Annotated in this window: 26 protein-coding genes; 13 read left to right on the top strand and 13 right to left on the bottom strand. The window is 65.2% G+C overall.

Annotated elements, in window-relative coordinates:
• Positions 1-185: 185 nt before the first annotated feature.
• Together dnaA and BUS42_RS18650 are read right to left on the bottom strand one after the other, a co-directional pair.
• On the bottom strand, positions 186-1,607 hold the full coding sequence (dnaA, locus tag BUS42_RS18655) for a chromosomal replication initiator protein DnaA (protein ID WP_074308663.1): 1,422 nt from the start codon (positions 1,605-1,607) through the stop codon (positions 186-188).
• A gap of 408 nt (positions 1,608-2,015) precedes the next feature.
• Complete coding sequence (locus BUS42_RS18650; RefSeq protein WP_074308661.1) at positions 2,016-2,258, bottom strand: FmdB family zinc ribbon protein; 243 nt, start codon at positions 2,256-2,258, stop codon at positions 2,016-2,018.
• Between the two features lie 131 nt (positions 2,259-2,389).
• On the opposite strand from BUS42_RS18650, the gene BUS42_RS18645 reads away from it, so the two are divergent.
• Entirely contained in the window at positions 2,390-3,088 is a 699-nt protein-coding gene (locus BUS42_RS18645) for an NAD(P)H-hydrate epimerase (protein ID WP_074308658.1), read from the top strand.
• A 19-nt stretch (positions 3,089-3,107) separates the two neighbouring features.
• Here the strand turns inward: BUS42_RS18645 and BUS42_RS18640 are convergent, their stop codons facing one another.
• From BUS42_RS18640 to BUS42_RS18630, 3 genes are all read right to left on the bottom strand, one after another.
• A complete protein-coding gene (locus BUS42_RS18640; protein WP_143206369.1) occupies positions 3,108-4,325 on the bottom strand; it encodes a S1C family serine protease in 1,218 nt (405 codons plus the stop codon).
• Between the two features lie 199 nt (positions 4,326-4,524).
• Positions 4,525-5,124 (bottom strand): zf-HC2 domain-containing protein, encoded by a 600-nt coding sequence (locus tag BUS42_RS18635; RefSeq protein WP_074308655.1) that lies wholly within the window; start codon positions 5,122-5,124, stop codon positions 4,525-4,527.
• Between the two features lies 1 nt (position 5,125).
• Complete coding sequence (locus BUS42_RS18630; RefSeq protein WP_074308653.1) at positions 5,126-5,809, bottom strand: RNA polymerase sigma factor; 684 nt, start codon at positions 5,807-5,809, stop codon at positions 5,126-5,128.
• A gap of 101 nt (positions 5,810-5,910) precedes the next feature.
• On the opposite strand from BUS42_RS18630, the gene BUS42_RS18625 reads away from it, so the two are divergent.
• Positions 5,911-6,858 (top strand): GNAT family N-acetyltransferase, encoded by a 948-nt coding sequence (locus BUS42_RS18625; RefSeq protein WP_074308651.1) that lies wholly within the window; start codon positions 5,911-5,913, stop codon positions 6,856-6,858.
• A gap of 19 nt (positions 6,859-6,877) precedes the next feature.
• Here the strand turns inward: BUS42_RS18625 and BUS42_RS18620 are convergent, their stop codons facing one another.
• Complete coding sequence (locus BUS42_RS18620) at positions 6,878-7,216, bottom strand: hypothetical protein (protein WP_074308649.1); 339 nt, start codon at positions 7,214-7,216, stop codon at positions 6,878-6,880.
• Between the two features lie 123 nt (positions 7,217-7,339).
• Positions 7,340-8,071, bottom strand: coding sequence for a phosphate signaling complex protein PhoU (phoU, locus tag BUS42_RS18615; RefSeq protein ID WP_074308647.1), 732 nt, complete (start codon positions 8,069-8,071; stop codon positions 7,340-7,342).
• Positions 8,072-8,465: 394 nt separating this feature from the next.
• On the opposite strand from phoU, the gene rsmA reads away from it, so the two are divergent.
• Entirely contained in the window at positions 8,466-9,485 is a 1,020-nt protein-coding gene (rsmA, locus tag BUS42_RS18610; protein WP_074308645.1) for a 16S rRNA (adenine(1518)-N(6)/adenine(1519)-N(6))-dimethyltransferase RsmA, read from the top strand.
• Positions 9,486-9,543: 58 nt separating this feature from the next.
• Positions 9,544-10,230 carry a Uma2 family endonuclease gene (locus tag BUS42_RS18605; protein ID WP_074308643.1) on the top strand — a complete coding sequence of 229 codons (687 nt, stop codon included), beginning with the start codon at positions 9,544-9,546 and terminating at the stop codon, positions 10,228-10,230.
• Between the two features lie 44 nt (positions 10,231-10,274).
• Here BUS42_RS18605 and BUS42_RS18600 read toward each other — a convergent pair whose 3' ends face one another.
• Positions 10,275-11,225, bottom strand: a complete 951-nt coding sequence (locus BUS42_RS18600) for a class I SAM-dependent methyltransferase (protein ID WP_074308641.1) — start codon at positions 11,223-11,225, stop codon at positions 10,275-10,277.
• Positions 11,226-11,726: 501 nt separating this feature from the next.
• Here BUS42_RS18600 and BUS42_RS18595 point away from each other — a divergent pair.
• From BUS42_RS18595 to BUS42_RS18575, 5 genes are all read left to right on the top strand, one after another.
• A complete protein-coding gene (locus BUS42_RS18595; protein ID WP_074311208.1) occupies positions 11,727-13,055 on the top strand; it encodes a PQQ-dependent sugar dehydrogenase in 1,329 nt (442 codons plus the stop codon).
• 4 nt (positions 13,056-13,059) lie between these two features.
• Positions 13,060-14,094: a DUF1559 family PulG-like putative transporter gene (locus BUS42_RS18590; protein ID WP_074308640.1), complete on the top strand. Its 1,035-nt coding sequence runs from the start codon at positions 13,060-13,062 to the stop codon at positions 14,092-14,094.
• 140 nt (positions 14,095-14,234) lie between these two features.
• Entirely contained in the window at positions 14,235-15,290 is a 1,056-nt protein-coding gene (gene pyrC, locus BUS42_RS18585) for a dihydroorotase (RefSeq protein ID WP_074308639.1), read from the top strand.
• Between the two features lie 66 nt (positions 15,291-15,356).
• Positions 15,357-15,575: a hypothetical protein gene (locus BUS42_RS18580; protein ID WP_074308638.1), complete on the top strand. Its 219-nt coding sequence runs from the start codon at positions 15,357-15,359 to the stop codon at positions 15,573-15,575.
• A gap of 126 nt (positions 15,576-15,701) precedes the next feature.
• Complete coding sequence (locus tag BUS42_RS18575; RefSeq protein WP_074308637.1) at positions 15,702-17,882, top strand: PQQ-dependent sugar dehydrogenase; 2,181 nt, start codon at positions 15,702-15,704, stop codon at positions 17,880-17,882.
• A 92-nt stretch (positions 17,883-17,974) separates the two neighbouring features.
• Here BUS42_RS18575 and BUS42_RS18570 read toward each other — a convergent pair whose 3' ends face one another.
• Together BUS42_RS18570 and BUS42_RS18565 are read right to left on the bottom strand one after the other, a co-directional pair.
• Positions 17,975-18,262, bottom strand: coding sequence for a hypothetical protein (locus tag BUS42_RS18570; RefSeq protein ID WP_143206368.1), 288 nt, complete (start codon positions 18,260-18,262; stop codon positions 17,975-17,977).
• 42 nt (positions 18,263-18,304) lie between these two features.
• Positions 18,305-19,102: an efflux RND transporter periplasmic adaptor subunit gene (locus BUS42_RS18565; protein WP_074308635.1), complete on the bottom strand. Its 798-nt coding sequence runs from the start codon at positions 19,100-19,102 to the stop codon at positions 18,305-18,307.
• Positions 19,103-19,346: 244 nt separating this feature from the next.
• Between BUS42_RS18565 and BUS42_RS18560 the strand changes: the two genes are divergently transcribed.
• The 3 genes from BUS42_RS18560 (at position 19,347) to BUS42_RS18550 (ending at position 22,480) form a co-directional block, all read left to right on the top strand.
• Positions 19,347-19,880 carry a sigma-70 family RNA polymerase sigma factor gene (locus tag BUS42_RS18560; protein WP_254053602.1) on the top strand — a complete coding sequence of 178 codons (534 nt, stop codon included), beginning with the start codon at positions 19,347-19,349 and terminating at the stop codon, positions 19,878-19,880.
• 13 nt (positions 19,881-19,893) lie between these two features.
• Positions 19,894-21,258: a FecR domain-containing protein gene (locus BUS42_RS18555; protein ID WP_074308633.1), complete on the top strand. Its 1,365-nt coding sequence runs from the start codon at positions 19,894-19,896 to the stop codon at positions 21,256-21,258.
• A gap of 223 nt (positions 21,259-21,481) precedes the next feature.
• Complete coding sequence (locus BUS42_RS18550) at positions 21,482-22,480, top strand: DUF1559 domain-containing protein (protein WP_074308632.1); 999 nt, start codon at positions 21,482-21,484, stop codon at positions 22,478-22,480.
• Positions 22,481-22,563: 83 nt separating this feature from the next.
• On the opposite strand, the gene BUS42_RS18545 is transcribed toward BUS42_RS18550, so the two are convergent.
• Positions 22,564-23,307 (bottom strand): MBL fold metallo-hydrolase, encoded by a 744-nt coding sequence (locus BUS42_RS18545; protein WP_074308631.1) that lies wholly within the window; start codon positions 23,305-23,307, stop codon positions 22,564-22,566.
• A gap of 634 nt (positions 23,308-23,941) precedes the next feature.
• A complete protein-coding gene (locus BUS42_RS18540; protein WP_074308629.1) occupies positions 23,942-24,436 on the bottom strand; it encodes a hypothetical protein in 495 nt (164 codons plus the stop codon).
• A gap of 303 nt (positions 24,437-24,739) precedes the next feature.
• On the opposite strand from BUS42_RS18540, the gene BUS42_RS18535 reads away from it, so the two are divergent.
• Positions 24,740-25,609, top strand: coding sequence for an NlpC/P60 family protein (locus tag BUS42_RS18535; protein WP_074308627.1), 870 nt, complete (start codon positions 24,740-24,742; stop codon positions 25,607-25,609).
• Here BUS42_RS18535 and BUS42_RS44410 read toward each other — a convergent pair.
• Positions 25,589-25,798, bottom strand: coding sequence for a hypothetical protein (locus tag BUS42_RS44410; protein ID WP_143206367.1), 210 nt, complete (start codon positions 25,796-25,798; stop codon positions 25,589-25,591). The two genes, BUS42_RS18535 and BUS42_RS44410, sit on opposite strands and share 21 nt — an antisense overlap.
• Between the last annotated feature and the right edge of the window lie 7 nt (positions 25,799-25,805).

Genomic DNA, 25,805 nt, shown 5'->3' with positions numbered 1-25,805 from the left:
TATCGCCGAGGATCTCGCGAAAATAGACTCAGCCTTGAGGGAAGGAGATTATCGCCGCCAACTCTGTTTTGGGCGTCGATCCAATAATCGTCGCCGAATCACCATCGAGTTGGAGCAGGGGGAGAGGTGAGATGAAGCCGCGAGCCTCTTGGGTCGAGGCCCGCGGTGTTGGGGACCAATTGAACTTAGGTGCCGAGGGTCCGTTCCAGTGCGGCCAGGATATCGCTGACGGTTTCGAAGCCGGCGAGTAGCGCGCTGCGTTCTTCGTCGCGGAGCCAGCCGAGGACCTTCTTCTCGGCGGAGATCACCGTCGAGTGATTGCGGCCGCCGAAGTGGCGGCCGATTTCGCTGTAGGCGGCGCCGGTGTGTTTGCGGGCGAGATACATCGCCATCATTCGGGGGTAGCTCAGGGCCCGGACCCGGCTGTTGGACTTGAGGGTCTCGGCGTCGACCTCGAAGAGCTGGCAGACGGCGCGCTCGACGTCGCGAAGGCCCACGGCCGCCGCGGTGTGGCGGATCGTGTCCCGAAGCGCGGTCTTGGCGAGAGCCAGATCGAGCCGTTTGCCGGTCAACACCGCGTGGGCGATCAGGCTGTGGAGCGCCCCTTCCAACTCTCGGACGCTGGCACGAAGGTGCTCGGCGATGTAGGCGATGACGGCATTCGGGACGTCGACCCCTCGCGCCAGGGCCTTGGCCTTGAGAATGGCGGCTCGAGTGTCGGCGGAGGGGGCGTCGAGCTTGACGACCATTCCGCCCAGGAACCGCGTGGCCAACTCGTCGGTCAGCCGGGCGATCCGCCGGGGATGCTGGTCGGCCGCCACGATGATCGGAACCCCTTCGGCGATCAGGGCGTTGAACGTGTGGAGGAATTCGTCCTGCGTGGCTCGCTTCGCGGCCAGGAAGTGGACGTCATCAATGATCAAGGCGTCGGCCCGACGATACCGGGATCGGAACGATCCCAGGTTCCCGGCCCGCATCGCGTCGAGGAACCCGTTGGTGAACGCCTCGGCCGTCCCCTGCACCAGTTTCAGGCCAGGATTGCGGGAGCGGAGGGCATGTCCGATCCCTTCGAGCAGGTGGGTCTTGCCGAGGCCCACTCCCGCGTGAATTACCAACGGGTTGAACGAGGCCCCGGACGTCTGGACCATCTCGACCGCCGCGGCCTGCGCCAGGCGGTTGCACGGGCCGGTCACGAAATCCTCGAGCCGCCTTGCGGGCCGCGCCTGGTTTCGAGGCCGCTCCCGCTCCCCTTGGGGGGGCGTCTGCGGCTCGGGGGCGAGCGGAACCGTTCCTCCATGCTTGCGACGCTCGTCGGCCGGCTTGGGCTCGATCAGGTTGCCGACCCGTGGTTCCGCCTCGTCGGCAACCCGGAACGTCAGCTTCAAGGTGCGGCCCGTGACCGCCTCGGCCGCTTCGATCAGGTTGGTTGCGAAATGCCCCTGGATCCACTCACGGAAGAAGGCGTTGGGAACACCGACCTCAAGAGCGTCGTCCGCCACACCCAGGCGGACCCCCTCACCAAACCAGAGCCCGAACCGCCCTTCGCCGAGCCGTTCGGCCACCGCCGTTCGCAACGTCGATTCTACGTCTCCGTGGTGTCCTACCATGGTCGGTCACCTCTCCCTCGCTCGTCCCACCTTAGACATCATCTCGTGCGGCTGGCGAGGTTCACTCCCCACAGAAAGAAGGGCCCCGGCTCAATCGGCAGCGATCCCGAACCAGCAATCAACGAGGCGCACTCCCAGCCACTAGGATATGCCCTCTGACTCAAAGCTTGTCAAAGAGGCTTGACGGGGAGAGACGACGAATTTGGGTAGAATGGCGCGAATGCAGAGGTGGGGTAGAAAATGGGCAGGGGGAGCCGTGATGGGGTGCTCGCGTCAAACGCGCGCAACAAGGCCGGGCTCGGTCTTGTTTTCCGAGCCCTGCCGCAGCAATGAGGTGGCTGGTGGACGTTGGTTTGCGGTTGGGTCGGAGCTGAAGAAGAGGTGTTGGTCAAGACAGGGCAGACCTGGTCAACCGGACGAGCACATCCCCGAGCCGCAAGGGCCGGACCCACAACCGAAGCTCGGGCTCGGTCCGCAAACGGGCAAGGAAGATCCGGGGCGGCCGCCTGCCTGGGCGGAGGCGGGGACACTGAATTGCTTGTGCAGGTCGATTCCACCACACTGGGGGCAGTGCGGCGTGTCGCCCTGGCCGCGGACCAAGGTTTCGAAGGTGTGGTCGCACGGCTCGCAATGATATTCGTAGATAGGCATGCTCGGTGGACTCCGGCGGTCTCGAAGGTACGGGGGCGGTCCAGCGGTGGGATTCGCCCCATTGTGAAAGTCGGAGCCGTCGGTTGTCAATGTCGCTGGTCCCAACGGCTTGGGAGAGGAGGATCGGGGCGATGGCGATACGTCCGTTGACGCGTGAGGAGGTCCGGAGCCTCGACGCTCGGGCCGTTCAGGAGTTAGGACTGCCGACCCTGGTGCTGATGGAGAACGCCGGCCGGGGCGCGGCCGCCTGGCTGCGGGACCAAGGCGTCGGCCCGGCGACCCGGGTCTTGATCGTCTGTGGACCGGGGAACAACGGGGGCGATGGCGGTGTGGTCGCGCGTCACCTCGACGCTGGCGGCGTTTCGGTCCGAGTCGTCTGGTTCGCCCAGGCCGGCCAGCTTCGGGGGGACGCCGCCGTACAGCACGACGTCCTGGCCCGCTCCGGGATCGAGCAAACGTACTGGGAGAGCAGCGGCTCGGACGATGCCGATCGGCTTGGGACTCTGATCGCCGAGGCCGACTGGGTCGTCGATGCGCTGCTGGGCACGGGGCTGACGAGACCCGTCGAAGGGATCCTTTACGCGGCGATCACAGCGATCAACCGTTCGGGCAAGCCGGTTCTCGCCTTGGATCTTCCCTCGGGGCTCGATGCCGATCGTGGCCAGGCGCTCGGGGAGGCCGTCCGAGCCCGAGCGACCGCCACTTTCGTTGCCCCCAAGCTTGGCTTTTCGGCCCCTGGGGCCATTGATTTTACCGGGGAGGTGTTCGTTGTCGCGATCGGCGTCCCTCGCTGCCTTTTGGAGCCGTTCGAGGCGGACCCAAGGACTTGAGCTGGGCTCGAGGCGGGCGCTAGGGGTGGGCCTCGGAGTGTCCCTCTTGCTTTTCGAGGTCGCGGAGCCGGCGTTCGAGGAGTTCGATGCGTTCGTTGAGCTCGCGGGGGCGGGGCGAGGGGAGGTCGTCTTCCTTGGCCGAGCTCCGCGGGGGATCGGGGATGAGTGGCGGTCGGCTGGAGGTCCGGATGGTGAGGCGGTCGCGGCGGGAACCGCGGAGGTATTCGAGCGTGGTTTCGCTGTTGGCGAGGGTGCGGTCGAGTCGATCGGTCAGGTCGCTGGGGGACTTGATCGCGAACCCGTCGAACGCCAAGACCCGGTCTCCCGTTTTGAGCCCGGCCCGCGCGGCGGGGGAGTCGGAGACAATGCCGTCGAGGATCGCTCCCGAAGGAGTATCGACGGGATCGAGGTTGAGCCTGACGCCGAGGTAGGCGCGGTCGACGCGGCGACGGAGGCCGAGTTGTTCGGCGATCCAGAGGGCGTCGTGGGCGGGGATGGCGAAGCCCAGGTCGTGGTCGAAGGTGCGTCCTTCGCCCTCGCCGCCGGGCCTGGCGAGGCCGCTCCGGATCAGGCCGAGCCACTCGCCGCGGAGGTTGGCCACCAGGGCTCCGCTGTCGCCGGGGTGGAGTGAGGCATCGAGCTGGATCAGACCGCCGAGCGGTCTCGGGCCGACGTCCACGCGGCGGTCGAGCCCCGCGACCTGCCCTCGGATCACGGAATGGCCCAGGCCAAACGGGTTGCCGATGATGAGCACCTGGCTCCCCAGTCTGGGCGCTCGCGACGCCGGCCGGACCGGCTTGGCGATCGACGGGTCGATTCGGAGCAGGGTCAGGCCGGTCTCCGCGTCGGCGGCCACCCAACGCGCGGGGTGGCGACCGCCCGACGCGTCCCGCGCCAGGATCGGCGCGGTCGATTTGGGCGGGTCGATCCGGATCGAGAGGACGTCGCCTCGGTCGTTAACCACCACGCCGGTTGCCACCCGCCGCGCACCCGACGGGGCGTCGGCCACGGCATACTCGAGCGCGACGGCGGAATCGCGGAGCTTGGCGATCGACTCGGCGACCGTGCGCTCGATCGCTTCCAGGAGTGTCGTGCCTTCAGGTTCGTTTCCGTTTGGATTGGTGGCGGAGACGGCGACCGTCGACGTCGGCGGCGACGAGGCGGGCACGGGGGGGCCGCACGACGAGAGGAGCGTCGGGAGGACGCACAGGAGGATGATCCAGGGGTAGCGGAGCATGAAGCGGATCTTCTCACTTCCGCGGGTCGGAGGCAAACCCTTCGGTCAAATCGGCCAGGAAGGGTGAGTCCATCAGGAGTGGAGGGTGGGCATCCCCCGCCACCCCTGAAAACGAGAGGCGTGGCGGAGGATGCCCACCCTACAAAAGGGAAGGCGATGATGTCACTGATTTTTGGGGACAGACCGTCGGTCAAGCCCGTCAGTAGGTTGCCTGTTTGCCTTCGCGCGACTCGTTACCGAGGGGCATGGGCATCGTGTGGTCGAGGTCGTAACCCAGGCGAGTGGCGGGGACGCTCTCGGTGGAGGCCGTCACTTCACCCTGGGTCTTGATCACCTCGTGGGTCGAGGCTGGGATTTCGACGGGGGCCGCCGGCTCCGGTTTTGAGGCCACCGTCGCGATCGGCTGGGTGTTGCTGGCCATGCTCTTCCGAGCGTCGGTCACTTGGTTACGGGCACCGACGGCGATCACCGTGGCGACCAGCCCCAAGCCCAAGCCAAAGGCGGGCCAAAGCCCCAACCGGCGAGGCCAGGTGAAAAGGGGAGTTTGGGCAGGGCGTCGAGAATGGCGAATTTGCCGGGCCAGCTCGGGCCAGAGGGACGGGGCATCGGACGGCACAAGGGGCTGGGCCGCGACCATGTGCAAGATGTTGAGCGATTGGTCGAGCGAACTTCGGTGCTCTCGGCACTTCGCGCAGCCGATCAGGTGGCGTTCGACTCGTCGAAGGTCCGTGCCACGGAGCTCGTCACCCGCCAGGAGTGGCAGCCGATCGCGCACCCATTGACATTGAAAATTGCCCATTTTAAATGGTCTCCCGTCGCGTCAGCTCCTGTCGGCGTTCCCAATGTTCGCGGAACGCGTCGCGGGCTTTGGCCAATCGCCACCGCACCGTGGCTTCGCGGCGGCCGACAATGGCCGCCACCTCTGCGGACGAAAAGCCTTCGAGATCCCGAAGCACCAGGATGGTGCGATAGGGGACCGGAATCTTCTCGAGGATGAATTGCACTTCCTGGGCCAGTTCGGCCTGGATGCGGGGGTCGGGGTCGGGCAGTTCAAAGGCCCAGACGCCGTCTCCATGGGGATGATCGATCGACGCGGCCGTCGGGGCCTCACGGCGACGGAGTTGGTCGAGACAGAGGTTCACGCCGATCCGGAACAGCCAGGGGCCGAACCGTCGCGCCGTGTCGAACCGGTCGAGCCGGCTATAGACTTTCCAGAACGTTTCCTGAGCCAGGTCGCGGGCCAACTCTTCGTCGTGGACGAGCCGCGTCAGGACGCGAATCAGTTTCCGCTCGTAGCGGACCACGAGTGCCGCGAAGGCATTGTCGTCTCCCCCACGGACCTGCTCGACGAGCCAGGCATCGCCTCGCTCGTCGGCACGGACATGGCTCGCGGCCTCCGTCGCCGGAGGCAGGGGAGCACCGGCGCCGCGAATTGCGGTTTCCGGATCTTCAGTCTGGGAATGGGATTCGGCCGACTTCCACATCGCGTGACCTCCCGCCTTTCGATTATCATACGGACGGCTGCCGGCGCCGCGTTGGACATTTTTCCCGAAAGGCCCGTCTTGCATCGGATTCCGGATCGGCCATGCCGGGTTTGACCCCTCACGTCCAGCCCTGTCCGCTGGGCGACCGCGAGGCGGCCTTGGAGGTGCTCTACCGCCGGGTCCCCGCCTCGTTGCGGCCGCGCCTGATCGCCAATGCGCTGGCGGAATCCGCGCGTGGGCTGATTGACCTCTCCGGGCTCTGGATCGCCTGGCGGCACGGTCGGATCGTCGGGGCCTTGCTGACCCAGCCGCTGGCGGGCCGAGCGGCGGCGGTCTGGGCCCCCGAGGTCGATCCCTCGTGGCGGCGATCCGCCTACGCCATCGCCCTGGTCCGCGCGGCCCTGGACGATCTCCGGGGCCGAGGGTTCCGGATTGTCCAGGCGCTGCTCGACGAGTCGGCCCCGCGGCAAGGCGCGGCGGACCTGGAAGGGGGCGGCATGCCCCATGTCACCGACCTGGTCTATCTCGAGCGCGCGACGGCTCCCCCGTTGGAAGTCGCGGCCGACCTGCCAGCCATCGAATGGTGGGGGTACGGACCCGCGGTCGAGACCGAGTTTCGGGCGGTGCTCCAGGCGACGTATGTCGACAGCCTCGACATGCCCGAGCTCGAGGGGATTCGCTCGCTCGACGACATTCTGGCCAGCCACCGCGCGGCGGGCCGGTTCGTCGCCGATCGCTGGCGGGTCGGGCGGCTGGTGGGGGAACCCGAGGCCGGGGCAGTCCTGCTCCTGTCTGAGCTTCCCGACCGCGATGCCTGGGAGGTCGCCTATCTTGGCCTGACCCCCGCGGCCCGCGGCCGTGGCCTGGGCCGCGCCATGCTCGCGCGGGCGATTGCCATGGCGGCGGAGCACGTCCCCCGTCTCGAACTGGCTGTCGACGTTCGCAACCGCCCGGCCACCCACCTCTACGTTGGCTCGGGTTTCCTCCCCTTCGACCGCCGCGCCGTTCACCTGGCGTCTTTGGCCCCCCACGAGCCGCCCACGTCCTGAAACTCTCTCGGACTTGGGATCAAGGATTTGTGTCGCTCGGGGGCGGCCCCGGCGTTGGTTCCGCAAACAATGACCGTGAGCGTGGTCGTAGCTGGGCCGGCGCACTTGGGAGGGGGCCTGCCTTCGGCTTGGGGCCGTGAAACGACTTGGCGAGTTCCTCCAGGTCGCCGGGGAGTGGGCCGGTCTCGAGGATTGGCGGGGCAACCTCGGGGGCCTGGGTCGGGATCGAGGGCGTTTTCTCGGGCGGTTTCCGTTCCACTGTGGAAAGGGCTGAACGCAACCCGCCGGCCAGGATCGCGCTGGCGAGGACCATCGCGGCCCCGAGCCACTTGGCGGCCGTTACGATGTTACCTTCCATCGCTTGCGTGTCCTCTGTAACGAATTCTTTATGAGTGGGGCCGAAAGGGACGCCGACGGGCCGGTCGGTCGAGGGATTCGGCCCGCTTTGCGGCGTTTCGGCGCATTCATTCCGTCCGCCCGCTCAGGTGGCGAGGTCGTTCTCGTCGACGTGGCGGATGATGTCCCCTTCCTTGAGGTAGACGACCGCCTCGGCGATGTTGGTGGCGTGGTCGGCGATCCGCTCGAGGTTCCGCGCGGTGTTGATCAGGCGGAGCCAGGTGTTGAGCCGGTCGGGGTCGCGGCGGATCTCGTCCTTGAGCACTTTCAGGACGACGCGATAGTGGCGATCGATGTCGCCGTCGCCGGTGATGACGGTGCGGGCGAGCTTGGCGTCGGACTTGGTCAGGGCGTCGAGGCTGTCACGGACCTGCGACAGCGTGGCCATCGCCATCGCTTCCATCTCTTGGGGGATGGGAAAGGCGGCCGGGTCGGTGGCGAGCTTCTTGACCCGCTTGGCGATGTTCCGCGCCAGGTTGCTGATCCGCTCGAGGTCACCGTTGACCTTGAGCACCGAGGCGACCCGCCGCAGGTCGGACGCGACCGGCTGGTGGAGCGCCAGGACCTTCAGGCAGTCACGCTCGATCTGGACCTCGCGGCGATCGACGTCGCGTTCCTCGCCTCGGACCAAGGCGGCCAGGTCGGTGCGGCCGTCGCAAAGGGCGCGAACGCTCTGGTTCAGCGCATCTTCCACCACGGCCGCCAGCTTGAGGATCCCCCCCCAGAGTCCCTCGAGATCCCTGACAAAATGCCGGCCGACGGTCATTCGCTCACCGTCCCAGCTCGACCCGGACGACGATCCGCTCTCAAGTTGCATCAAGCTCTCCCTTTCCCGGTGCTCCATCCCCTCCGCGCCACTTCGAGCACGCCGCCCCTTGGCTCTCCAAGGATATCTCGCAATGAAGATCCTCGTATTCGAAAGCTTAAGCCCGATCGCCGTGAGGAACAATACCGCACCCGGAAGATCGCCGCCCCCCCGTTCAATGGCGGTCACCTCCGTTCTCTTGAACGTCCCATGAGATCGGGCAGGAGGCGGGCATTCTCGACTTCCCCCTCAATCGTCCCTTGGAGGAAGCGACCGGGGACATTTGACAGGGCGCGGGGGGATGATGGATGCTGGGAGGGATCACCGATTGGCCGAGCGGGCGCTGACGCTCCGCCGGTTCAAATTTTTTTTCTGACTCGTCCTGAATTCCAAAAGAGCTGCTTGCATGTCGTCCCGCCGCCAGACCCAGTCGTATCTTCGAAACCTGTTTGCGCGGCGTGGGGTTGCCCCGCAGCACCGATACGGCCAAAATTTCTTGATCGACTTGAATATTCATGAGTTGATCGTCAATGCGGCGGAGGTGGGGCCGGACGACGTGGTCCTTGAGATCGGGCCGGGGGCCGGGGCGCTGACCGCCCTGATGGCCGAGCGGGGGGCGGCCGTCGTGGCCGTCGAGATTGACCCGGCGATGGCCCGGCTGACGACCGAGGCGGTCGAGGGGCGGCTCAACGTGCGGGTCCTGAACGTGGACGCCCTGGCCAACAAGCATACGATGAATCCCGAGGTGCTCGACAACATCCGCGCCGGGCTGGCCGTTTCACCGGAGAAGCGGCTCAAGCTGGTGGCCAACCTCCCCTACAACGTTGCGACCCCGATCCTCAGCAACCTGCTCGTCCATCCCGAATTTTGCCCCACCTTGATGGTGGTGACGATTCAACTCGAGCTGGCCCAGCGGATTTGCGCGGGGCCCGAAGAGAAAGAGTACTCCGCGCTTTCCGTGTTGGTGCAGGCCCTGGCCGACGTCGCGATTGTGCGGACCTTGGCGCCGACGGTCTTCTGGCCGCGTCCCAAGGTGGAATCGGCCGTGATCTCGATCCGGCCCGACCCCGCCAAGCGGGCGCTGGTGCATAACCTCGCCTGGTTCCATCAGGTCATCCGCCAGATCTTCCTCCACCGCCGCAAGAACCTGCGCCGCGTACTCTACAGCCTCTGGCGCGACCGCTGGACGAAGCTCGAAGTCGATACGTTCCTCGAAGGCCTCGGCTTGACCGGCCTGGTTCGCGCCGAGGCGATGAACGTTGAGGAACTCTTGACGCTCGCTCAGCAACTCGGCGAGCGGTTCAACGTCAATAATGTCGGGGCGCTCCCGGAAACGTCGGATCAGGAGTCTGAAGACGAGGAGGAAGCGTCTGATGACGATGGTGAAGAATTGGATGCGGAGGATGATTACGAATCAGGCGAATGATGTCGATGTTTTTCGGATCAAAAGGCTGCAGTGAATCCACAGGCCGGGAGACCGACTGATGACGGCCATCACCCGTTCTGACGCCCCCCGCCGGACGAGCCCGCCGACCCCCGGGGTCCTTTTTGAGGGCACGAGCTGGGACGATTATGAGGCCATGCTCCGCATCGTCGGTGACCGCCCGATTCGCGTGACTTATGACCGGGGGAGCATGGAACTCATGGCACCGCTTTGGAAGCACGGAGGTGTCTCCTACCTACTCGGCCGGATCATCGACGTGCTGACCGAGGAGTGGGACATTCCCGTTGAGGCGGCCGACCCGGTGACGTTCAAGCGAGAAGACCTGGCGAAAGGGGTCGAGCCCGATAAGTGCTACTATTTCGGCGACCATGCCGCGCAAGTTCGCGGCAAGGACCGCCTCACCATGGGAGTGGACCCGCCCCCCGACCTGGTGATCGAGGCGGATATCACCGCGAGTTCGCTCGACCGGTTGGGGATTTACGCCGCGCTCGGGATTCGTGAGGTCTGGCGATTCGCCGACCAGTCACTCCAGTTTCTCCACCTCCAGGGCGATCGATCCTTCCAGGCTCGCGCGACCAGTCTCCACTTTCCCGGCCTGCCTCTCGCCCTGATTTTCCAGGCGTTGGTACAGGCCGAAGGAAGTGACAAGACGGCATGGGTCCGGTCATTTCGTGCCGACGTCCGGGCCTTGCCTCCGCCGCCACCGCGCGACCACCTCGAAGGCTGAGGGCAGAGCAGGGGATTATCGTGCCGGCCGTTTGCCGGAGGGGCTCAGCCTCGGTTGCCGGCCGGCTTCTCGAGGACAACGATATCATGCCCCGCCAGGAGCTGGCGGAGCGCCGTTGGGTGGGAATGGCACACATAACCACGGCTGATGAAGTAAAGAATGCCTTCATGGCAATCGATGCTCGACGTGGCGTCGGCATCGCTGATCCAGGCTTCGCCGTGGTAAGGCGTTAAGCGACCCCAGCGGAGCGGGTTGTTGGGGCGTCGAGTGAGCCGGCGTTGGATTCGCCAGGGCAGCCACGTCAGCGATTTATAGAGCTTAGACTGGATTATGGGGAGGAGTGCCTTGGTGGCTTTCTGTCGCGCCTTCAATTCGCGATAGGGCAAGACGGGGATGAGTTCCGTCGTATACCGGGTGCAGTGCCAGGCGGGCTTGAGCACGAGCATTCCGCCGGGCTTGAGCACCCGGTCCATCTCCTCGAACGTTCGCTCCAGCTCGGGCACATGCTCCAGGGTATTGAAGCTAAAGACGCATTCCATACTTGAATCGGCCAGGGGGAGCCGGCGGGCATCGCCGCAGAGCCGGGTGAACGATTCGAAGCCTTTCGCGAAGAGCGACTCCAACGCATACTCCAGGCCGATGTACTGCGGCACCGTCTCGGCGAAGAGGCCGGTTCCGCAGCCGATCTCCAGACAGGGCCCGGTCAAGCTGCGCTGGTCGGCAAACGCGGCCATGAAGCGCCGTTCGTCGCAGAGGTAGGGGGATTCGAGCTCGTCGATCCGGCTCCTGCCGGCATACATCTCCTCGAACCAGGAATCGGTGACCTGCCAGCGCTCGGGCCGGAAGACGGGGACCCCACCCACGAGCGAATAGCGAAAGCCGCAATCCTCACAAGCGAAGGCGTCGTCAACAGGAGCCAATACCCCCAAACAGGAGTCCCGCTTCGGATGATCCTGAATGCAGCGGAGGAAATCGAAGGGAAAGGTCACGTCCATGCTCCAACCTCGGAGACTACCTGAAATCGCTTCGTTGTCGACTTCGCGAGCCAATCTTAAGAAATTGGAGCATGATTGCCGAGGAGGCTGGCGGAACGCCCGAATATTTTGTGAAACCGGGGGTGTCGATGAACACTCGATGCGTTTTCCCAATAGGTACTTAGGGCAATCGAGTCTGACGGTTCAAACTGCCAAGAAATTCTCCGTGCGGTGATGCCGACGGACCCGAAGGCGAGCGGAAACGGTCAGGCCTTGGGAGTGACCACCTCTTTTCCGCGGAAGTCGGGAAAAGCGGGGTCGGCGAGGCTTGATGCCCGTTTCTCGTGGATCCGTTTGGTTTCGAGATGAGGGGGAACTTGCCTCGGGCCACAGTCAGACGCACCAAGGGGGGGCTTCTTCGTGTCCCGTCAGGGTAAGATGATTTGGCCTTGCGATCAGGCGAGGCCCGACAGACGGGCCTCGGTGGTGACCCAATTGCTTGCACCAAGGATCGACCTGATGATGAGCTCGAGGATTTATCCCTCTCTTCTGACTGCCGCCGTGCTTGTGGCCAGCGCTGGCGGCCTGCGAATCACCACGGCGGCCGACGCCGTGAAACCTGGCGATACGTTGACCGGCAAGGACGCACTCGGCGACTGGACGACCGATGCCCCCGGGGTTCGCCGCAAGCTCACGATTGCCGAACTGGCGACGCCCTATGACACCCCCTCGGCGAAGAATAACCCCAAGGTCGTCAAGCGTCCCCAAGGGGCCTGGCCCAAGGCTCCCGAAGGCTTTGAAGTCACCGAGTTTGCCACCGGCCTGAACAATCCTCGAGTGATCGCACGCGCCCCCAACGGCGACCTGTTCGTCGTCGAGAGCCGGGCCAATCGCGTTTCCGTCCTTCGCGACGCCGACGGCGACGGCAAGCCCGAACTGAACCAGGTTTTCGCCACCGGCCTGGCCCGCCCGTTCGGGATCGCCTTTTATCCCCTGGGAGCGAATCCGGAATACGTTTATGTCGGCAACACCGACTCGGTCGTCCGCTTCCCCTACCAGAACGGCGACACGAAGGCACGAGGCGCCGCCGAGACGATCATCAAGGACATCCCGAGCGGGAACGAGCAGGTCGGGGGCGGCGGCCACTGGACCCGCGACCTGGAGTTCTCCCCCGACGGCAAGACGCTGTACGTCTCGGTCGGCTCTCGCTCCAACGTCACCGATGACGACAGCGAAAAGCGCCGGGCCGTGATCCTCGCGTTTGACCCCGACGGCAAGAATGAGCGGATCTATGCCTCGGGGATCCGCAACCCCGTCGGGCTGGCCACTCACCCCAAGACCGGCCAGCTCTGGACCTCGGTCAACGAACGCGACGGGCTCGGGGATAACCTCGTACCTGACTACATCACCCACGTCGAACCCGACGGCTTCTACGGCTGGCCCTGGTACTACATCGGCGCTCATCAGGATCCCAGGCACGAGGGAAAGCATCTTGAATTGAAGAGCAAGGTGATCGTCCCCGACGTCTTGCTGCAGTCGCACTCGGCCTCGCTCGACCTTGCCTTCTACAACGGTGAGCAGTTCCCGGAGGCGTATCGGAATGATGCCTTCGCGAGCGAGCACGGCTCGTGGAACCGAAGCCACCGCACCGGCTACAAGGTGATTCGCGTGCCGATGAAGGAGGGCAAGGCCACCGGCGAGTACGAAGACTTCCTGGTCGGCTTCGTCACCCACGACGGCGACGTCTGGGGCCGTCCGGTGGGCGTGGCCGTGGCCAAAGACGGGGCACTGTTGGTGACCGACGACGCCTCGGGTACGGTCTGGCGGGTCGCCTATGTCGGTAAGAAATGAGGCGATGTTGAACATTTGTGCCTGGCGTCGCGGCTTCGCGCGGCGCCCTGCCTTCACGCTGATTGAATTGCTGGTGGTCATCAGCATCATCGGTGTGCTGATCGGGCTGTTGCTGCCCGCGGTGCAGGCCGCGCGCGAGGCGGCCCGCCGCGCCGGTTGTGCCAACAACCTGCGGCAGATCGGCCTGGCCTTGCACAACTACCACGCGGCGGTCGGCAGCTTCCCGGTCGGCTTTCTCTACCCGACCGGGCCGGTCCCCGCGACGACCTCGGCGCAGCAATATCGCTGGTCCGCGCTGGCGCAGATGATGCCGCAACTCGAGCAGACGAACCTGTACAACGCCCTGAACTTTGACTTCCCGCTGGCCTATCGACCCTCCGGGGGAGGCTCGGCCTTCTGGCCGTTCTACCCGGCCAATTCCACGGCGATGCGGACGCAGGTCGCGCTCTTCCTTTGCCCGAGTGATGGCGCCCCCGCGCCCGCCGACGACTCGGGGCCGACGAACTACGCCTTTTGCACGGGCGACGGCTCGAACGGTGGCGAAGCCACCGGCGCGAATGGCGCCTTTGTCCTGGGGCCGGCCCGCTCGGTGGCCGACTGCACGGACGGCACCAGCGGCACCGCCGCGGTCTCCGAGCAACTCCTCGGCATCGCCGGTCCCTATAACCAGACGTTTGCCTTCCCCGCGCCCCAGCCGACGACCCGCGCCTTCGCCCGCGCCGCGGCCGGCCCGCTGACCGACGCCGCTTGCTTGGCCTCGGCTCCGGGCTGGCTCCTGAACAAAGGGGCGTCGTGGTGGGACGGCAACTACGTCAACACGCTGTACAACCACCGAGCGCCCCCCAACACCCCGCGTCCCGACTGCGTCACTTACCACAATCCCGGCTGGAAGGCCGCGCGCAGCCTCCACCCGGGCGGGGTCAACCTGCTCTTCTGTGACGGCCACCTGGCGTTCGTCAAGGACACGGTCGACCCCGGCATCTGGCGCGGGATCGCCAGTTGCGCCGGGGGCGAGGTCGTCTCGTCGGACCGATTTTGAAGGCAGGGCTGATTGGTCGTCCGGTCCCCCCCCTCCGCCGCGCAAGCATCGGGTAGACGAGTTTCACCTCGATCAGGATGATAGGGGGTTGTCACGCGAAGCCGACCATCCCTTTTCCAATCTAACGCCACGGTCCTTTCATGATCTTGAAAATACGCCGGCCTGATGACTTCCACGTTCACCTACGTGATGGGGCGATGCTCCGCCAGGTGGCCCGTCACACGGCCTCCCAGTTTGCACGGGCCCTGGTCATGCCCAACGTCCCGCCGATCGACACCGGTCCTCAGGCGGAACGGCTCAAGAGCGAGATCTTCCAGCACGTCAGCCCGTCGAGTTTCACCCCGCTGATGGCGATCCGCCTCACCGCGAAGACAACGCCCGAGACGATTCAGGAGGCCAAACGTTGCGGTGTGGTCGCAGCCAAGGTGTACCCTCAAGGTGTGACGACCGGGTCGCATGGCGGGGTCACGATCGACCAACTTCAGCAAATGGGGGCCGTCTTTGCCACGATGCAGGACGTGGGCATGGTCCTCTGCTGGCACGGGGAGTTCCCAGGACCAGGCTGGCTGAGTGCCGAGCAACGGATGCTCCCGGAGATCCGCAAAGTCGTCGACGACTTCCCCAGGCTGAAGCAAGTGCTCGAGCATATCAGCACACGCGAGGGAGTGGAATGGGTGCGACGATGTCCGGACACGGTGGCGGGCACGATCACGGTCCACCACCTCTTCCTGACCCTCGACGACCTGGGAGGCCGGGGTCAGTTCGGACGTGGCGGGATGCTTCAGCCCCACTATTTCTATGCCCCGATCGCCAAGGAAGACTCCGACCGCCAGACGCTGACGGAGGCCGCGATTGAGCCCTCGGGCAAGTTCTTTCTGGGGACCGATTCCGCTCCCCACCCCATCGACCGCAAGTTCAACGTCGACGCCGGCTGCTGCGCGGCGGGGGTCTTCTCCGCCCCGGTGGCGATGGCCGCTCTGGCGACTAAGTTCGAAGCGCTCAACGCCCTGGACCGGCTCGAGGATTTTACCTCCGCCCATGGCGCCCGCTTCTACGGCCTTCCCCTGAACGAGGGATCGATGGTTTTGGAGAAACAGGTCTGGGTCGTCCCCGGAACGGTCGCCGGGATGGTCCCTTTCCTCGCTGGTGAGGAATTGGGATGGAAGGTTGCAGATGTCGAGATTGCGTCGAGGTGAAAGGGGAAATGGTAAGCCGTCGGACACTGCCGCCTTGTCATTGCTATCAGTGAATCGATATGTCGTTTGCACTGTCAGCCCGCCTCGACGATGGTCCCGACCGCCCGAGTGCCTTATGCCCTCGACGCTCAGAAACGGGATGCCGCGGCCTCGGCGGATCCTGCTCTCAGGCGGCCGGTCGGCCGGGATCTGCGCGGTGTCGAGTCAGACGCCGTTGACGTGGCGATCGAGGTCGTCCTGCGGGGGGATCGCGGGCGGCTCATCGCGCAGGCGGGACCATGGTGACGGGGGCGCCGTTCGATTACACTTAACGTCCGTCTCGACCCCGGGTCTCCGCCCTTCTCTCCGCGACCCGCCCGGGTCGGCCCATGTCCGCTTCCACTCAACTCCGCTCGTCAAGAGGCCCTGATCATGCGGTCGTTGCGAGTCCTCGTCCCGCTTCTCCTGCTCGTCCCTACCACGGCCCAGGCCGACGACCAACCGGCCGGCGGGAAGCCGTTCGGCCTGGAGCGGCGCCTTCCTTGGAACGACTCACGCGTCGTCGGTTCGCCCGAGCCGCCGGCCCCTTACAAGGTCGTGCGGGCCTTCCCCAAGCTGACCATCAAGCAGCCCTTGAGCCTGACCCCCGAGCCAGGGACCAACCGCCTGTTCATTCTCCAGCACCTCGGATCCTGGGCCGGACCGGGCCGCCTGCTCGCCGTCGGGGACGACGAGCAAGCGGCCGAGGCCGAGACCCTGCTCGAGCTCGACGGCCTCGCCGTCGGCCTGGCCTTCCACCCCGACTATGAACACAACGGCTACCTCTACATCGGCATGAACGGCCCGGTGCGGGGACCGAAGAAGACGACCCAGGTCGTGCGTTATCAGTGCGACCTCCGGCCGCCATACCGTATCGACCCGGCTTCAAAGCGCCTGATTATCGAGTGGCCCTCCGACGGCCACGACGGCGGCGACCTCACCTTCGGCAATGACGGCTATCTCTACGTCTCCTCGGGGGACGGCTCCAGCGACTCCGATGCCAACCTGACCGGCCAGTCCCTCGCTGACCTGCAGGGGGCCGTGCTGCGGATCGACGTCGATCGCCCCGACCAAGGTCGGAACTACGGAGTGCCAAAAGACAACCCGTTCGTCGATCGCCCCGGCGCCCGGCCCGAGTTGTGGGCCTACGGCCTGCGCAACCCCTGGCGGCTGAGCTTCGACCGCGAGTCGGGCCAGCTCTGGGCCGGCAACAACGGCCAGGACCTCTGGGAGCAGGTCTACCTGATCCGGAAGGGGGCCAACTACGGCTGGAGCCTTAGCGAAGGGAGCCACGTCTTCCACTCCCAGCGCCAGGCGGGCCCCGACCCGATCTCCCTGCCGGCCGCCGAGCACCCCCACAGCGAGGCCCGCTCGCTCACCGGTGGCCGGGTCTGCCGCAGTACCCGCCTCCCCGAGCTTGTTGGGGCCTACCTCTATGGCGACTGGTCCACGGGCCGCGTCTGGGGGATCAAGCACGACGGCACGAAGGCCGCGTGGCACCGCGAGCTGGTCGATACACCCTTCAATATCACCGGCTTTGGCACCGATCACGCCGGCGAGCTCTACGTCATCGACCACGGGAGCGGTTTCTATCGGCTCGAGCCGACGACCGAGGCCGACCGGCCCTCCCAGCCGTTCCCGACCCGGTTGAGCGCGACGGGTCTGTTCGCCTCGGTCGCCGAGCTCAGGCCCCACCCGGCCGCGTTCCCGTATGAGGTCAGTGCCCCGCAGTGGGCCGACGGGGCGACGATGGAACGGTTCGCCGCCTTGCCGGGTCTGGAGCGGGTCGAGCAGAAGCCTCAGCTCAACGCGGGTGGCTCCTGGACTCTGCCCAACGGTTCGGTCCTCGTGCAGACGCTCGGCCTCGACCTGGATGGCGACGCCGGCCCGCAGGCCCGCAGGCGAATCGAGACGCGTCTGCTGGCCCGCCAGCAGGGGGAATGGGTCGGCTACTCGTACCGCTGGAATGCCGAGCAGACCGACGCCGAGTTGGTCCCCGCCTCCGGCGCCGCCGAGGAGCTCGAGGTGGTCGACCCAACCGAGCCGGGCGGCCGGCGCGAGCAGACCTGGCGGTTCCCAGCCCGCACCGAGTGCCTGGTCTGCCACTCGCGTGCGGCCGGGTTCGTCCTGAGCTTCTCTCCACTCCAGCTCGACCGCGACCGCGATTTCGGCGGCATCAACGATAATCAACTCCGTACGCTTGAGCACATCGGCGTGTTTCAGGGCAGTCTGCCCGCGAGACGCGACGACCGGCCCCGGCTGGTCAACCCCTACGACTCGCAGGCACCGTCGGAAGCCCGGGTCAAATCGTATCTGCACGTCAACTGTGCGACCTGCCACGTCGCGGAGGGGGGTGGCAACGCTCGCATGGAGCTGGGGCTCACCACTCCGCTCGGCAAGATGGGGCTGATCGATGCCGTTCCTCTCCACAACCGCTTCGACATCAAAGACGCCCGCCTCATCGCCCCCCACTCCCCGAGCGCTCGGTGCTCTACCGGCGGATCTCGCTGCGGGGGAACGGCCAGATGCCTCCCCTGGTGTCCTCCGAGGTCGACCGCAAGGCCGTCGAGCTGATCGCCGACTGGATTCGCGGCTTGCCCCCGGCCGATCGATAAGGGGTCGACACGGTTACACAGCGAGGCTCAACCCGGTGCCAGGGAACTTCTCTATTCCGCATTCGGCTCGCCTGGACGCGATGCTATAGATACGGGGTCAACGCGCACCGGTGCGTGATCGGTGAGGAGTGAGAGGTCGCCGAGAATGACGAGCTCCGAACCGTCGATCGGCGTCCGGCGGCGTTTCCGGGAGTGCGGCGCGGACGAGCCTGGGATCCGGCGGTGAGTGACCTCGATCCAGTCGTCGCTGACGCCCGTCTCGATTTCCGTGCGGACCGCCTTGCCGTTTTCGTAGCCCCAGTAGTACGTTTGGTCGCCACTGAAGGTCAGGGCGGCCACCGGGAGCGCTCGGGCGCCTGGCCGCTCGATGACCACTTCGGCTTAGGCGTACATTCCGGGTAAGAGCTGACCGCCGGGGTTGGGCAAGTCGATCTCGGCCCGGAGCGTACGGCTCTGGACGTTGAGCGCCCAGGAGGTGCGTGTGACGGTGGCCGGGAGCTCCTCGTTGCGGAAGGCACGGGCCAGCACGGTCGCCTTCGAGCCGATGTGGGCGTAGTCCGCGTCTTGTTCGGGGATGTCGACGAAGATGCGGACCAGGTCGGTGCGGTTGACCACATAGATCGGCGCGGCGGTTCCGCCGGGCGACAGGTGGGGAGCACGCTGCATGGCCGTGGGGTCGCCCGTGGCGGGCAGCACGAAGTCGCCCGTGTTGGCGTTCCGGGACACGATCACGCCGTCATAGGGGGCGGTGAGCTGGAGGTAGTCCACCGGGACGCTGCCGGCATCCATCCGCATGATTATCGGCGGCAATGTCCCCTTCGGCATCCACGACGTGGCTCGGTCGGACATCGCCACGACCTGGGCCATTGCCTGGCCCATGTCGGTCCCGGGAAAGAACGAGGGCTCGCACAAGGAAACCTGCTGGATATTCTTCGTATCGATGTCTTTAATGCCGTCGACGTATTGAAAGAACAATTCAAGCTGATTGACGATGAAGCCTTCCATCTGGTCGGGACTCATGCCGACATTGTCGAGAAAGACATAGATCTTTGGGGTATTCAGGGAGGGAAAGATATCGACCCGCATCCGTGAGTACGCCAGTGCGCCGCCGCCGATCAGGGCCACGACCAGCATCAAGGTTGTGATCGGACGCCGCATCGCGAAGACTGTCAGATTCATCAATCATCCCCCAGTGCGCGGTCGATCGGATTCGCTCCTCGTCCCTTTCGACGGTCTCCGTTTCAGAGTGCTTGATTCCTGTCGTGCGTCTCCTCCTCTTTATGACTTTTTGTTTGCAGTTCTCATTCCGAACGAACCCAGATTATTTGAAAAAAAGTGCGTCATATTCGGCGGTCATTGGCTAAATATCATCCAGGGGAGTCTTCGATCGAGGCACTCAGCCCAGGGGTCCTCAGTGAAGAGCGTGGGTGATCCACAGGACGCAACTCGCGCCCGTACCGGTGATTTTGTGCAGGCGCTGACGGGCGTTCAGAGCCGTCTGTACGCCTATATCTGCTCGTTGCTCGGCGAGGCGGTCAGCGCCCGTGACGTTTTACAGGACACCAACCTCGCGTTGTGGGACAAGGCTCAGGATTATGACCCGGCTCGGCCCTTCTTGCCCTGGGCCTACCGTGTGGCCTACATCCAGGTCCTGGCGTACCGCAAGCGTTGCACGCGGAGCCGGTTGCTGTTCGACGAGCAACTCGTGAGCGAACTGGCTCAAGAGGCGCTCCGCCGCGACGACGACCTTGATCGGCGGTTGGAGGCCCTCGGGGATTGCATGAATCAGTTGACAGGTTCCCGACGTGAGATCATCGACCATCGGTATCTCCAAGGCGAGTCGGTCGACCGGATCGCCGCGCGGTTGCACAAGGCGCCGAACGTGGTGGCGGCCAGTTTGTACCGGATCCGCAAGACGTTGCTCGAGTGCATTGAAGCCAAGATCGCGACCGGGTGATCGGAGGCCGGGGATGAGGCAGGGGAGCGAAGAACTCGGGCGACTGATTGACGCCGTTATCGACGGACGGTGCGACGAGGCGAGCCAGCGCCGCTTCGAGGAACTGCTGCGTAACGATCCCGCAGCCAGGGAGGCGTATCTCGACCAGATGAAGGTCCACGCCCTGCTCGAGTGGCATCACGGCCGGGTCGAGCCTCGGGTCGATCGTTCCGGCACGGGGTCTGGTGCCGAACGGGGTGGTGCCTGGAGGTGGTCGCACGGTCGCCTCCGGTGGGGGCTCGCGGCGCTGGCCCTCCTCGGCGTGGGGCTGTCCCTGCTCGCCCTCCGTTCCGGTCGTCTCGGTGGGGGCGGGGAGGTCGCGACGCTCCTCGAAGCGCGGAACGTGGTCTGGGGCGAGGCCGCGCCGATCGCCGTCAAGGCGCGGGTCGCCCCGCGGGCGATCCGCTGTACGTCGGGGTTGCTCCGGTTCGCGTTTGATTCCGGCGCCCTCGTCACGCTCGAAGGGCCCGCCGATCTCCGGATTCTGTCCGGGATGCGGCTGCGGGCGGTGCAGGGCCGGATCACCGCTCGGGTGGAGAGCGAGACCAAAGGGTTCGCGATTGAAACGCCCAGCACGCTCGTTGTCGACCAGGGGACCGAGTTCGGCGTCGAGGTCGATGCCAACGGCCGGACCGGCGTCGTGGTCTTCGAGGGTTTGGTGGACCTGTCCCGGCCGAAATCCGCCGCGACCGCCGCCGAGGTCACACGCCTCGTTCAAGGGGAGGCGCTCCGGGTCGACCGGGAGGGGGGGCTGAGCCGGATCATCGCCGTCGAGCGTCCGCCGGGGGACAACGGGTGGTCGACCGGCCCTTCGTTGGAACCGGACGCCGTGATCCGGTCGGTCCGCGATAACATTCGAGGACTCGATAGCTCCAAGTATTATCAGGTCGTGCATCGAGGGCTGGACGACGACGCGCCGGCCTATGTCGACCGCCCCCACGAGTGGAACGGCCTCGACCCGAGCGGCCTTCCCGCGTTCCTTCGGGGCGCGGACTATATCATGCCGTTCAACGAGGACAAGTGGCGGAACGACCTCGAAATCACCGTCGAGCTGGCGTGCTCCGCCTCACTCTTCGTCTTTCTCGACAACCGGGAAAAGGTCCCGGCCTGGCTCGCCGAACAGTTCACCGACACGGGCGTCGACATCGGTCTTGATGAGGGATCGTGGCCCGACCCCTCAAGGTTTACCACCGATCGCGGCCCTGGCGTCAGCATCAACCAAGTGTTCTCGGTCTGGCGGCGCGACGTGAATCAGGGCGAGTCGATCAACCTCGGTGCCCTCATGGGAGGGAGAAACAACCGGGCGATGTACGGGATTGCCGCGACCGTCCGTCCTTGATTCGGTTCGAGAGATCAGATTGTAAGTCGATCGTTGTGTTTTGTTGCGTCGTGCTGGTTTCGTTCGTCCCCCTGTTTTCTTCCGTCTCCTCACCTGAGTGGCCGTTTCGACCTGGTCCAGGCGCTCCGCGGCTCGTCGCGTCGTGTCGCCTTGGCTGGCGAGCCTCGTCGTGCCATGGGTTCATCGCGTTTTTCCTTTTCTTGACAAGGAAGGTGTCCTGGCCATGCAAATGCGTCATCGCGGCTTCACGCTTATCGAATTACTCGTTGTCATCGCCATTATCGCCGTCCTGATCGCTCTCTTGCTGCCGGCCGTGCAGGCCGCGCGAGAGGCTGCGCGGCGGACCCAGTGCGTGAACAACCTGAAGCAGTTCGGGATTGCCATGCACAACTACCACGACTCGCTTGGGTCGTTCCCGATTGGCGTGACCGGGTTCCGGAGCCCGACCGGGTACGGCAACCTTGGCACCACAGCCAACAATCGTCGGACCTGGGCGTGGCTCATCCTGCCTTATCTCGAGCAGGGTAACGCCTACGGGGCGATCAACTTCAACCTCGGTTTCAACGCCCCCAACCACTGCCAGGACACCGTGCTCAGGATGTTGCCGGCCATGTACATCTGCCCCTCCGATCCCAACGGGGGAGTCTTTGATGTGGGGAGTTATCCGGTCAAAAAAGTCAACTATGTCGTCAACTGGGGGAGCACGCACTACGATCAGGACCGAGATTCCACGACCAATCCGTTCGCGCCTCCCAAGGCTCCGCCCTCCGAGGTCACGGTCGTCTTCGGAGGCGCTCCGTTCACGATCGATCGGTCCTTCGGCGTCCGCGACATCGTGGACGGCACCAGCAACACGTTGCTGATGAGCGAGGTCAGGGTCGGCCTGCCCGATTACGCGAACAACAAGCAAGATCGGCGCGGGGCCGTGTTCAACGACGACTGGAACGGCGCGATGTTCAACGGCTACACGTCTCCCAATTCGACCCTGCCCGACTGGGCCAAGGGCGCCTGCCTTTACGACACGGGCCAGTTCAGGAGCAATCCGCCGTGTAGTGGCACCAGTCCGACGTTCAATGCGCCGCGGAGCTATCACAGCGGCGGGGTGAACGCATTGATGGCCGATGGCAGCGTCAAGTTCATGAAGAACACGATCAGCCTGCCGACCTGGCGGGCCCTGGCGTCGACTCGAGGTGGTGAAGTGCTCTCGGCGGATTCCTACTGAGCCGGTTCGGAATCGTGTTCTCGTCGGGTGGGTCGGCCGTGACCCCCCACCCGACGAGACACCTTCGCGCGGCAGGCCTATGCTCAGCCTGCGTGAGTCGTTGCTTGACCTTGGCCGACGGGGGCGGAGTTGGGACGCCATTTCTTGCGAAACCGCGCGGCGGCATCGCGCTTGATCGGTTTCCCGTGCCCGAAGCAGGCGGCCTCGAACTCAAGAGCCGCGAGCTTGGCCAGGCTCCGCTGTCCTTCGGCCAAGTCTTCATATAAGGGGCTGAGTGCCAGGCCGAACACGTTCGCGGCGGCATCGGCCGCGATGAGCACCCCTCCCTGTTCGGGCCAGAGGAAGGCCAGTTGCCCCGCGCAGTGACCTGGGACGTGGACCACGTGCAGGCCGCCGGCAATCGGAAGTATGTCGCCGTCGTCCACCTCGTGCTCAACCTCCGTCGCCTCGACCTCCGTCGGTGCGGAGGCGACCATGAGTCGGCAGACAAGCGCGTTGATCAAGCCGGGAGTCGGCTTGAGGGGACGCAAGGCCTTGCCCGCTCGAACCAATGCGGCATCGGCAGGGTGCATCGTGACCGATGCGCCCGTCAGCCGCTTCAATTCGGCCACGCTGCCGGCATGGTCGCTGTGGCAATGCGTCACCAGAAGATGACGCACCTCGGTCGGTTCCCGACCCATCTCCTTGACGGCCTGGAGAATCTTCCCCGCGCTTCCCGCAATTCCGGTGTCGATCACCGCCAACCCATCGGGCGACTCCAGCACAAACGCATTCACGAAGCCAAGCGACACCTCCCAAAGCCCCGGCACAATGATCGTTGCGGCCATAGGATTTCCCCCTCAAGCCTTGGGTGATCGTGCGATTCGATTCGAAGCTCACGTCCGGCCCACGATTTTAACCAGAACAACCTTGGGTGTCCCCCAACTCGCGGGCCGAGTTATCCCGGGGCGACCGTTCAACGCGTGGGCCGGTTCTGACGGGTGCCCCGTCGGGCTGCACCATGTGTGCATTGTGAAGAGTTTGACACACGCTAATGACTCAAAGCCCCCCACCCACAGCAGGAAAAAGGGAGGCAAAGCCAGAAATTGAAGGCGGCCAGTTTACTCGAATCCTTGTGATGTTTGCCTTTTCTTAAGAAAACCCACATGTTTAAGATCGCACTCAATGACCCGCAGAAGACAGCGCCAACGATATTGAGGTCGATGCCGTTGATTGATATTCGATTGACGGCAAAACAAATCGCATAAGCCGAGAGTGTCAGGAAAGAGCCCAGGATTACGAGGGGGTCGAATCTCAGGTCTTCATCAGGCTCAAGATCGGGCATGGAAGACTCAAGTCATACGCTTTGATGATTGGGCGTCAGAGAGGTCAGGGGCGCACTGTGCAGTTCCAGAGGGGTGACCGTCAGAGTCGTCCCGCGCGGTTGCCGGTCACTCCTCTCACCCAGGCTGCAAAGTCGTCTTATTGGAGTTTGTCCTGCCCGAGTTGGGAGCCATAGAGCCGGATCGCGAGTTCCAAGCCGTTCGCGAGGTCGGCGACCTTGGCCAATTCGGGTGTGAGGTCGTCGCCGGTGTCGGGGCAGAAGAGGTCGATGTGCCACCGGAGCGTTTGACCGAGCTGGGTCTGCTCGCCGTGCTCGGGGGGGAGCGCGAACGGGCGGATCTGGACGGATTCTCCTCCCCGGGCTCGGTCGCGGACGAACCAGGCGAGGAACTCCAGGGACCGCCACGCGGCCGGAGCGGGCTCAAGTTGGAACTCGAACTGGATGAGTGCCTCGTTCGCCAGCCCTCCGTTGGTACGTCTCAACGCCCCGTGGGGGAGATGCGCCCGGTCCGGGGTCCGAAGGTCGTCGCCCCGGATTCCTTCGAGGTCGTCGACGCCACTACAGACACTGTGAACGCCAGGTAATTGGGCGAGTGCCTGGTGCATCCGCTCAATTTCCGGGGGATATTCCATCGATTCGCCTTCCTCTCGCCTATCGGGTGGCCCGGGCCGGGCGCATTTTTTTGGGATTGTGTCGGCCGGCGCGGGGGACTGGGTTATAGCAGATCGGCCCGGACGTCGCGCCTGCTTGGCCTCCACCCGCGGCTCGATCGTGCGGCGGTTGACCTGGTTTGCAACCGGGACGAGGCCTCGTTCTGGTCGTGGGCAAGAACGAGTGCGCCGGATTCCTCGGGCCGCGGTAAGCTAAGCTTCTGAGACTGCCGCGATGGAGCGGGCGCACCGGACGCGGAGGTTCGGAAGGTGGGGAGTGCGAACATGTCTCGAAGAGTTCTTTTCGTTGCGTTGATCTGCGTTTTCTGCGGGATTGGCTTGCCGCGGGCCGGGGTGGCACAGGCGGTCGTTGCGGAGGCCCCGGAGCGGGTTTATCACTCCCCCTACCGCGTTGAGTTCACCGTGCCGTCGACCGAGCTGATCGGCGACTTGGAGCGGACGGAGCGGGGCGACCACCGTGTTCAAGCCGCGATCCCGTTCCCCCAGTGGTATTCGCCGCGGACGCTCGAACGCTGGCGCGCCTGGGGGCCGCGTGCTCGCGACTACCCCGGGCCCGCCGGCCTGGAGCGTTGGACGGTCGAGCGAAAACGCGAGCGGGTCATTGCCGTGGCCATGCGGTTTTATGGCTACCGATATCAGCATCACCACATCCCTGACTGGAACCCGCCAGCGCACTGGCCCTGGAAATCGACCTGCGCTGGGAGTAACGGCAAAGGCGTCGATTGCAGTAACCTGACCGGATTCGTCTACAACCTTGGGTTTGGTCTGCGGCTGAACACCGACGTGGAACATCAGGCCGAGGAGCGCGCCGCCAAGGGACCGGGTGAGGAGCGGACGACCCGGCTCCGGGTCGTCGAACTGCCGTCGTCGTACGAGGAGCGGATCAAAATGCTCCGCACCGGCGACTTGCTCTTTATCCGCAACCGGAGCGGTAAGATCAGCCACGTCGTCCTCTGGGTCGGTCCGATCGGCCGCTCGCCGGATGGTGGGCCGCTGGTGCTGGACAGCCACGGCGAGGATATCCGCGACTCCTTGGGCCAGCCGATCCCATGCGGCGTCCAGCTCCGGCCGTTCCGGGAGAATTCCTGGTACAACCACAGCGCCAGCCATGCCTTACGGATCTTCCAGGACTGAGGAGCTCCGTCGCCCTTTCGCGAGATGCCCCCCGAGGAGCAGTAACTCCTCGCCCAACTGAGTCGGTCCCAGGCTGCCCCAGCCGTCGAGGTCACCCGCGCCAAGCTCCTCCTGGCCGTCGCACGCGGCGACGACTACCAGACCGCAGCCCACTCCGTCGGTCGTCGCTCCGCTCGTCGCCCGCTTCAAGGCCGAG

The sequence above is a fragment of the Singulisphaera sp. GP187 genome, from assembly GCF_900129635.1.
GTDB lineage: Bacteria > Planctomycetota > Planctomycetia > Isosphaerales > Isosphaeraceae > Singulisphaera.
Note: the sequence above shows the minus strand (reverse complement) of the source record. Positions and strands in the feature narration are given on the sequence as shown.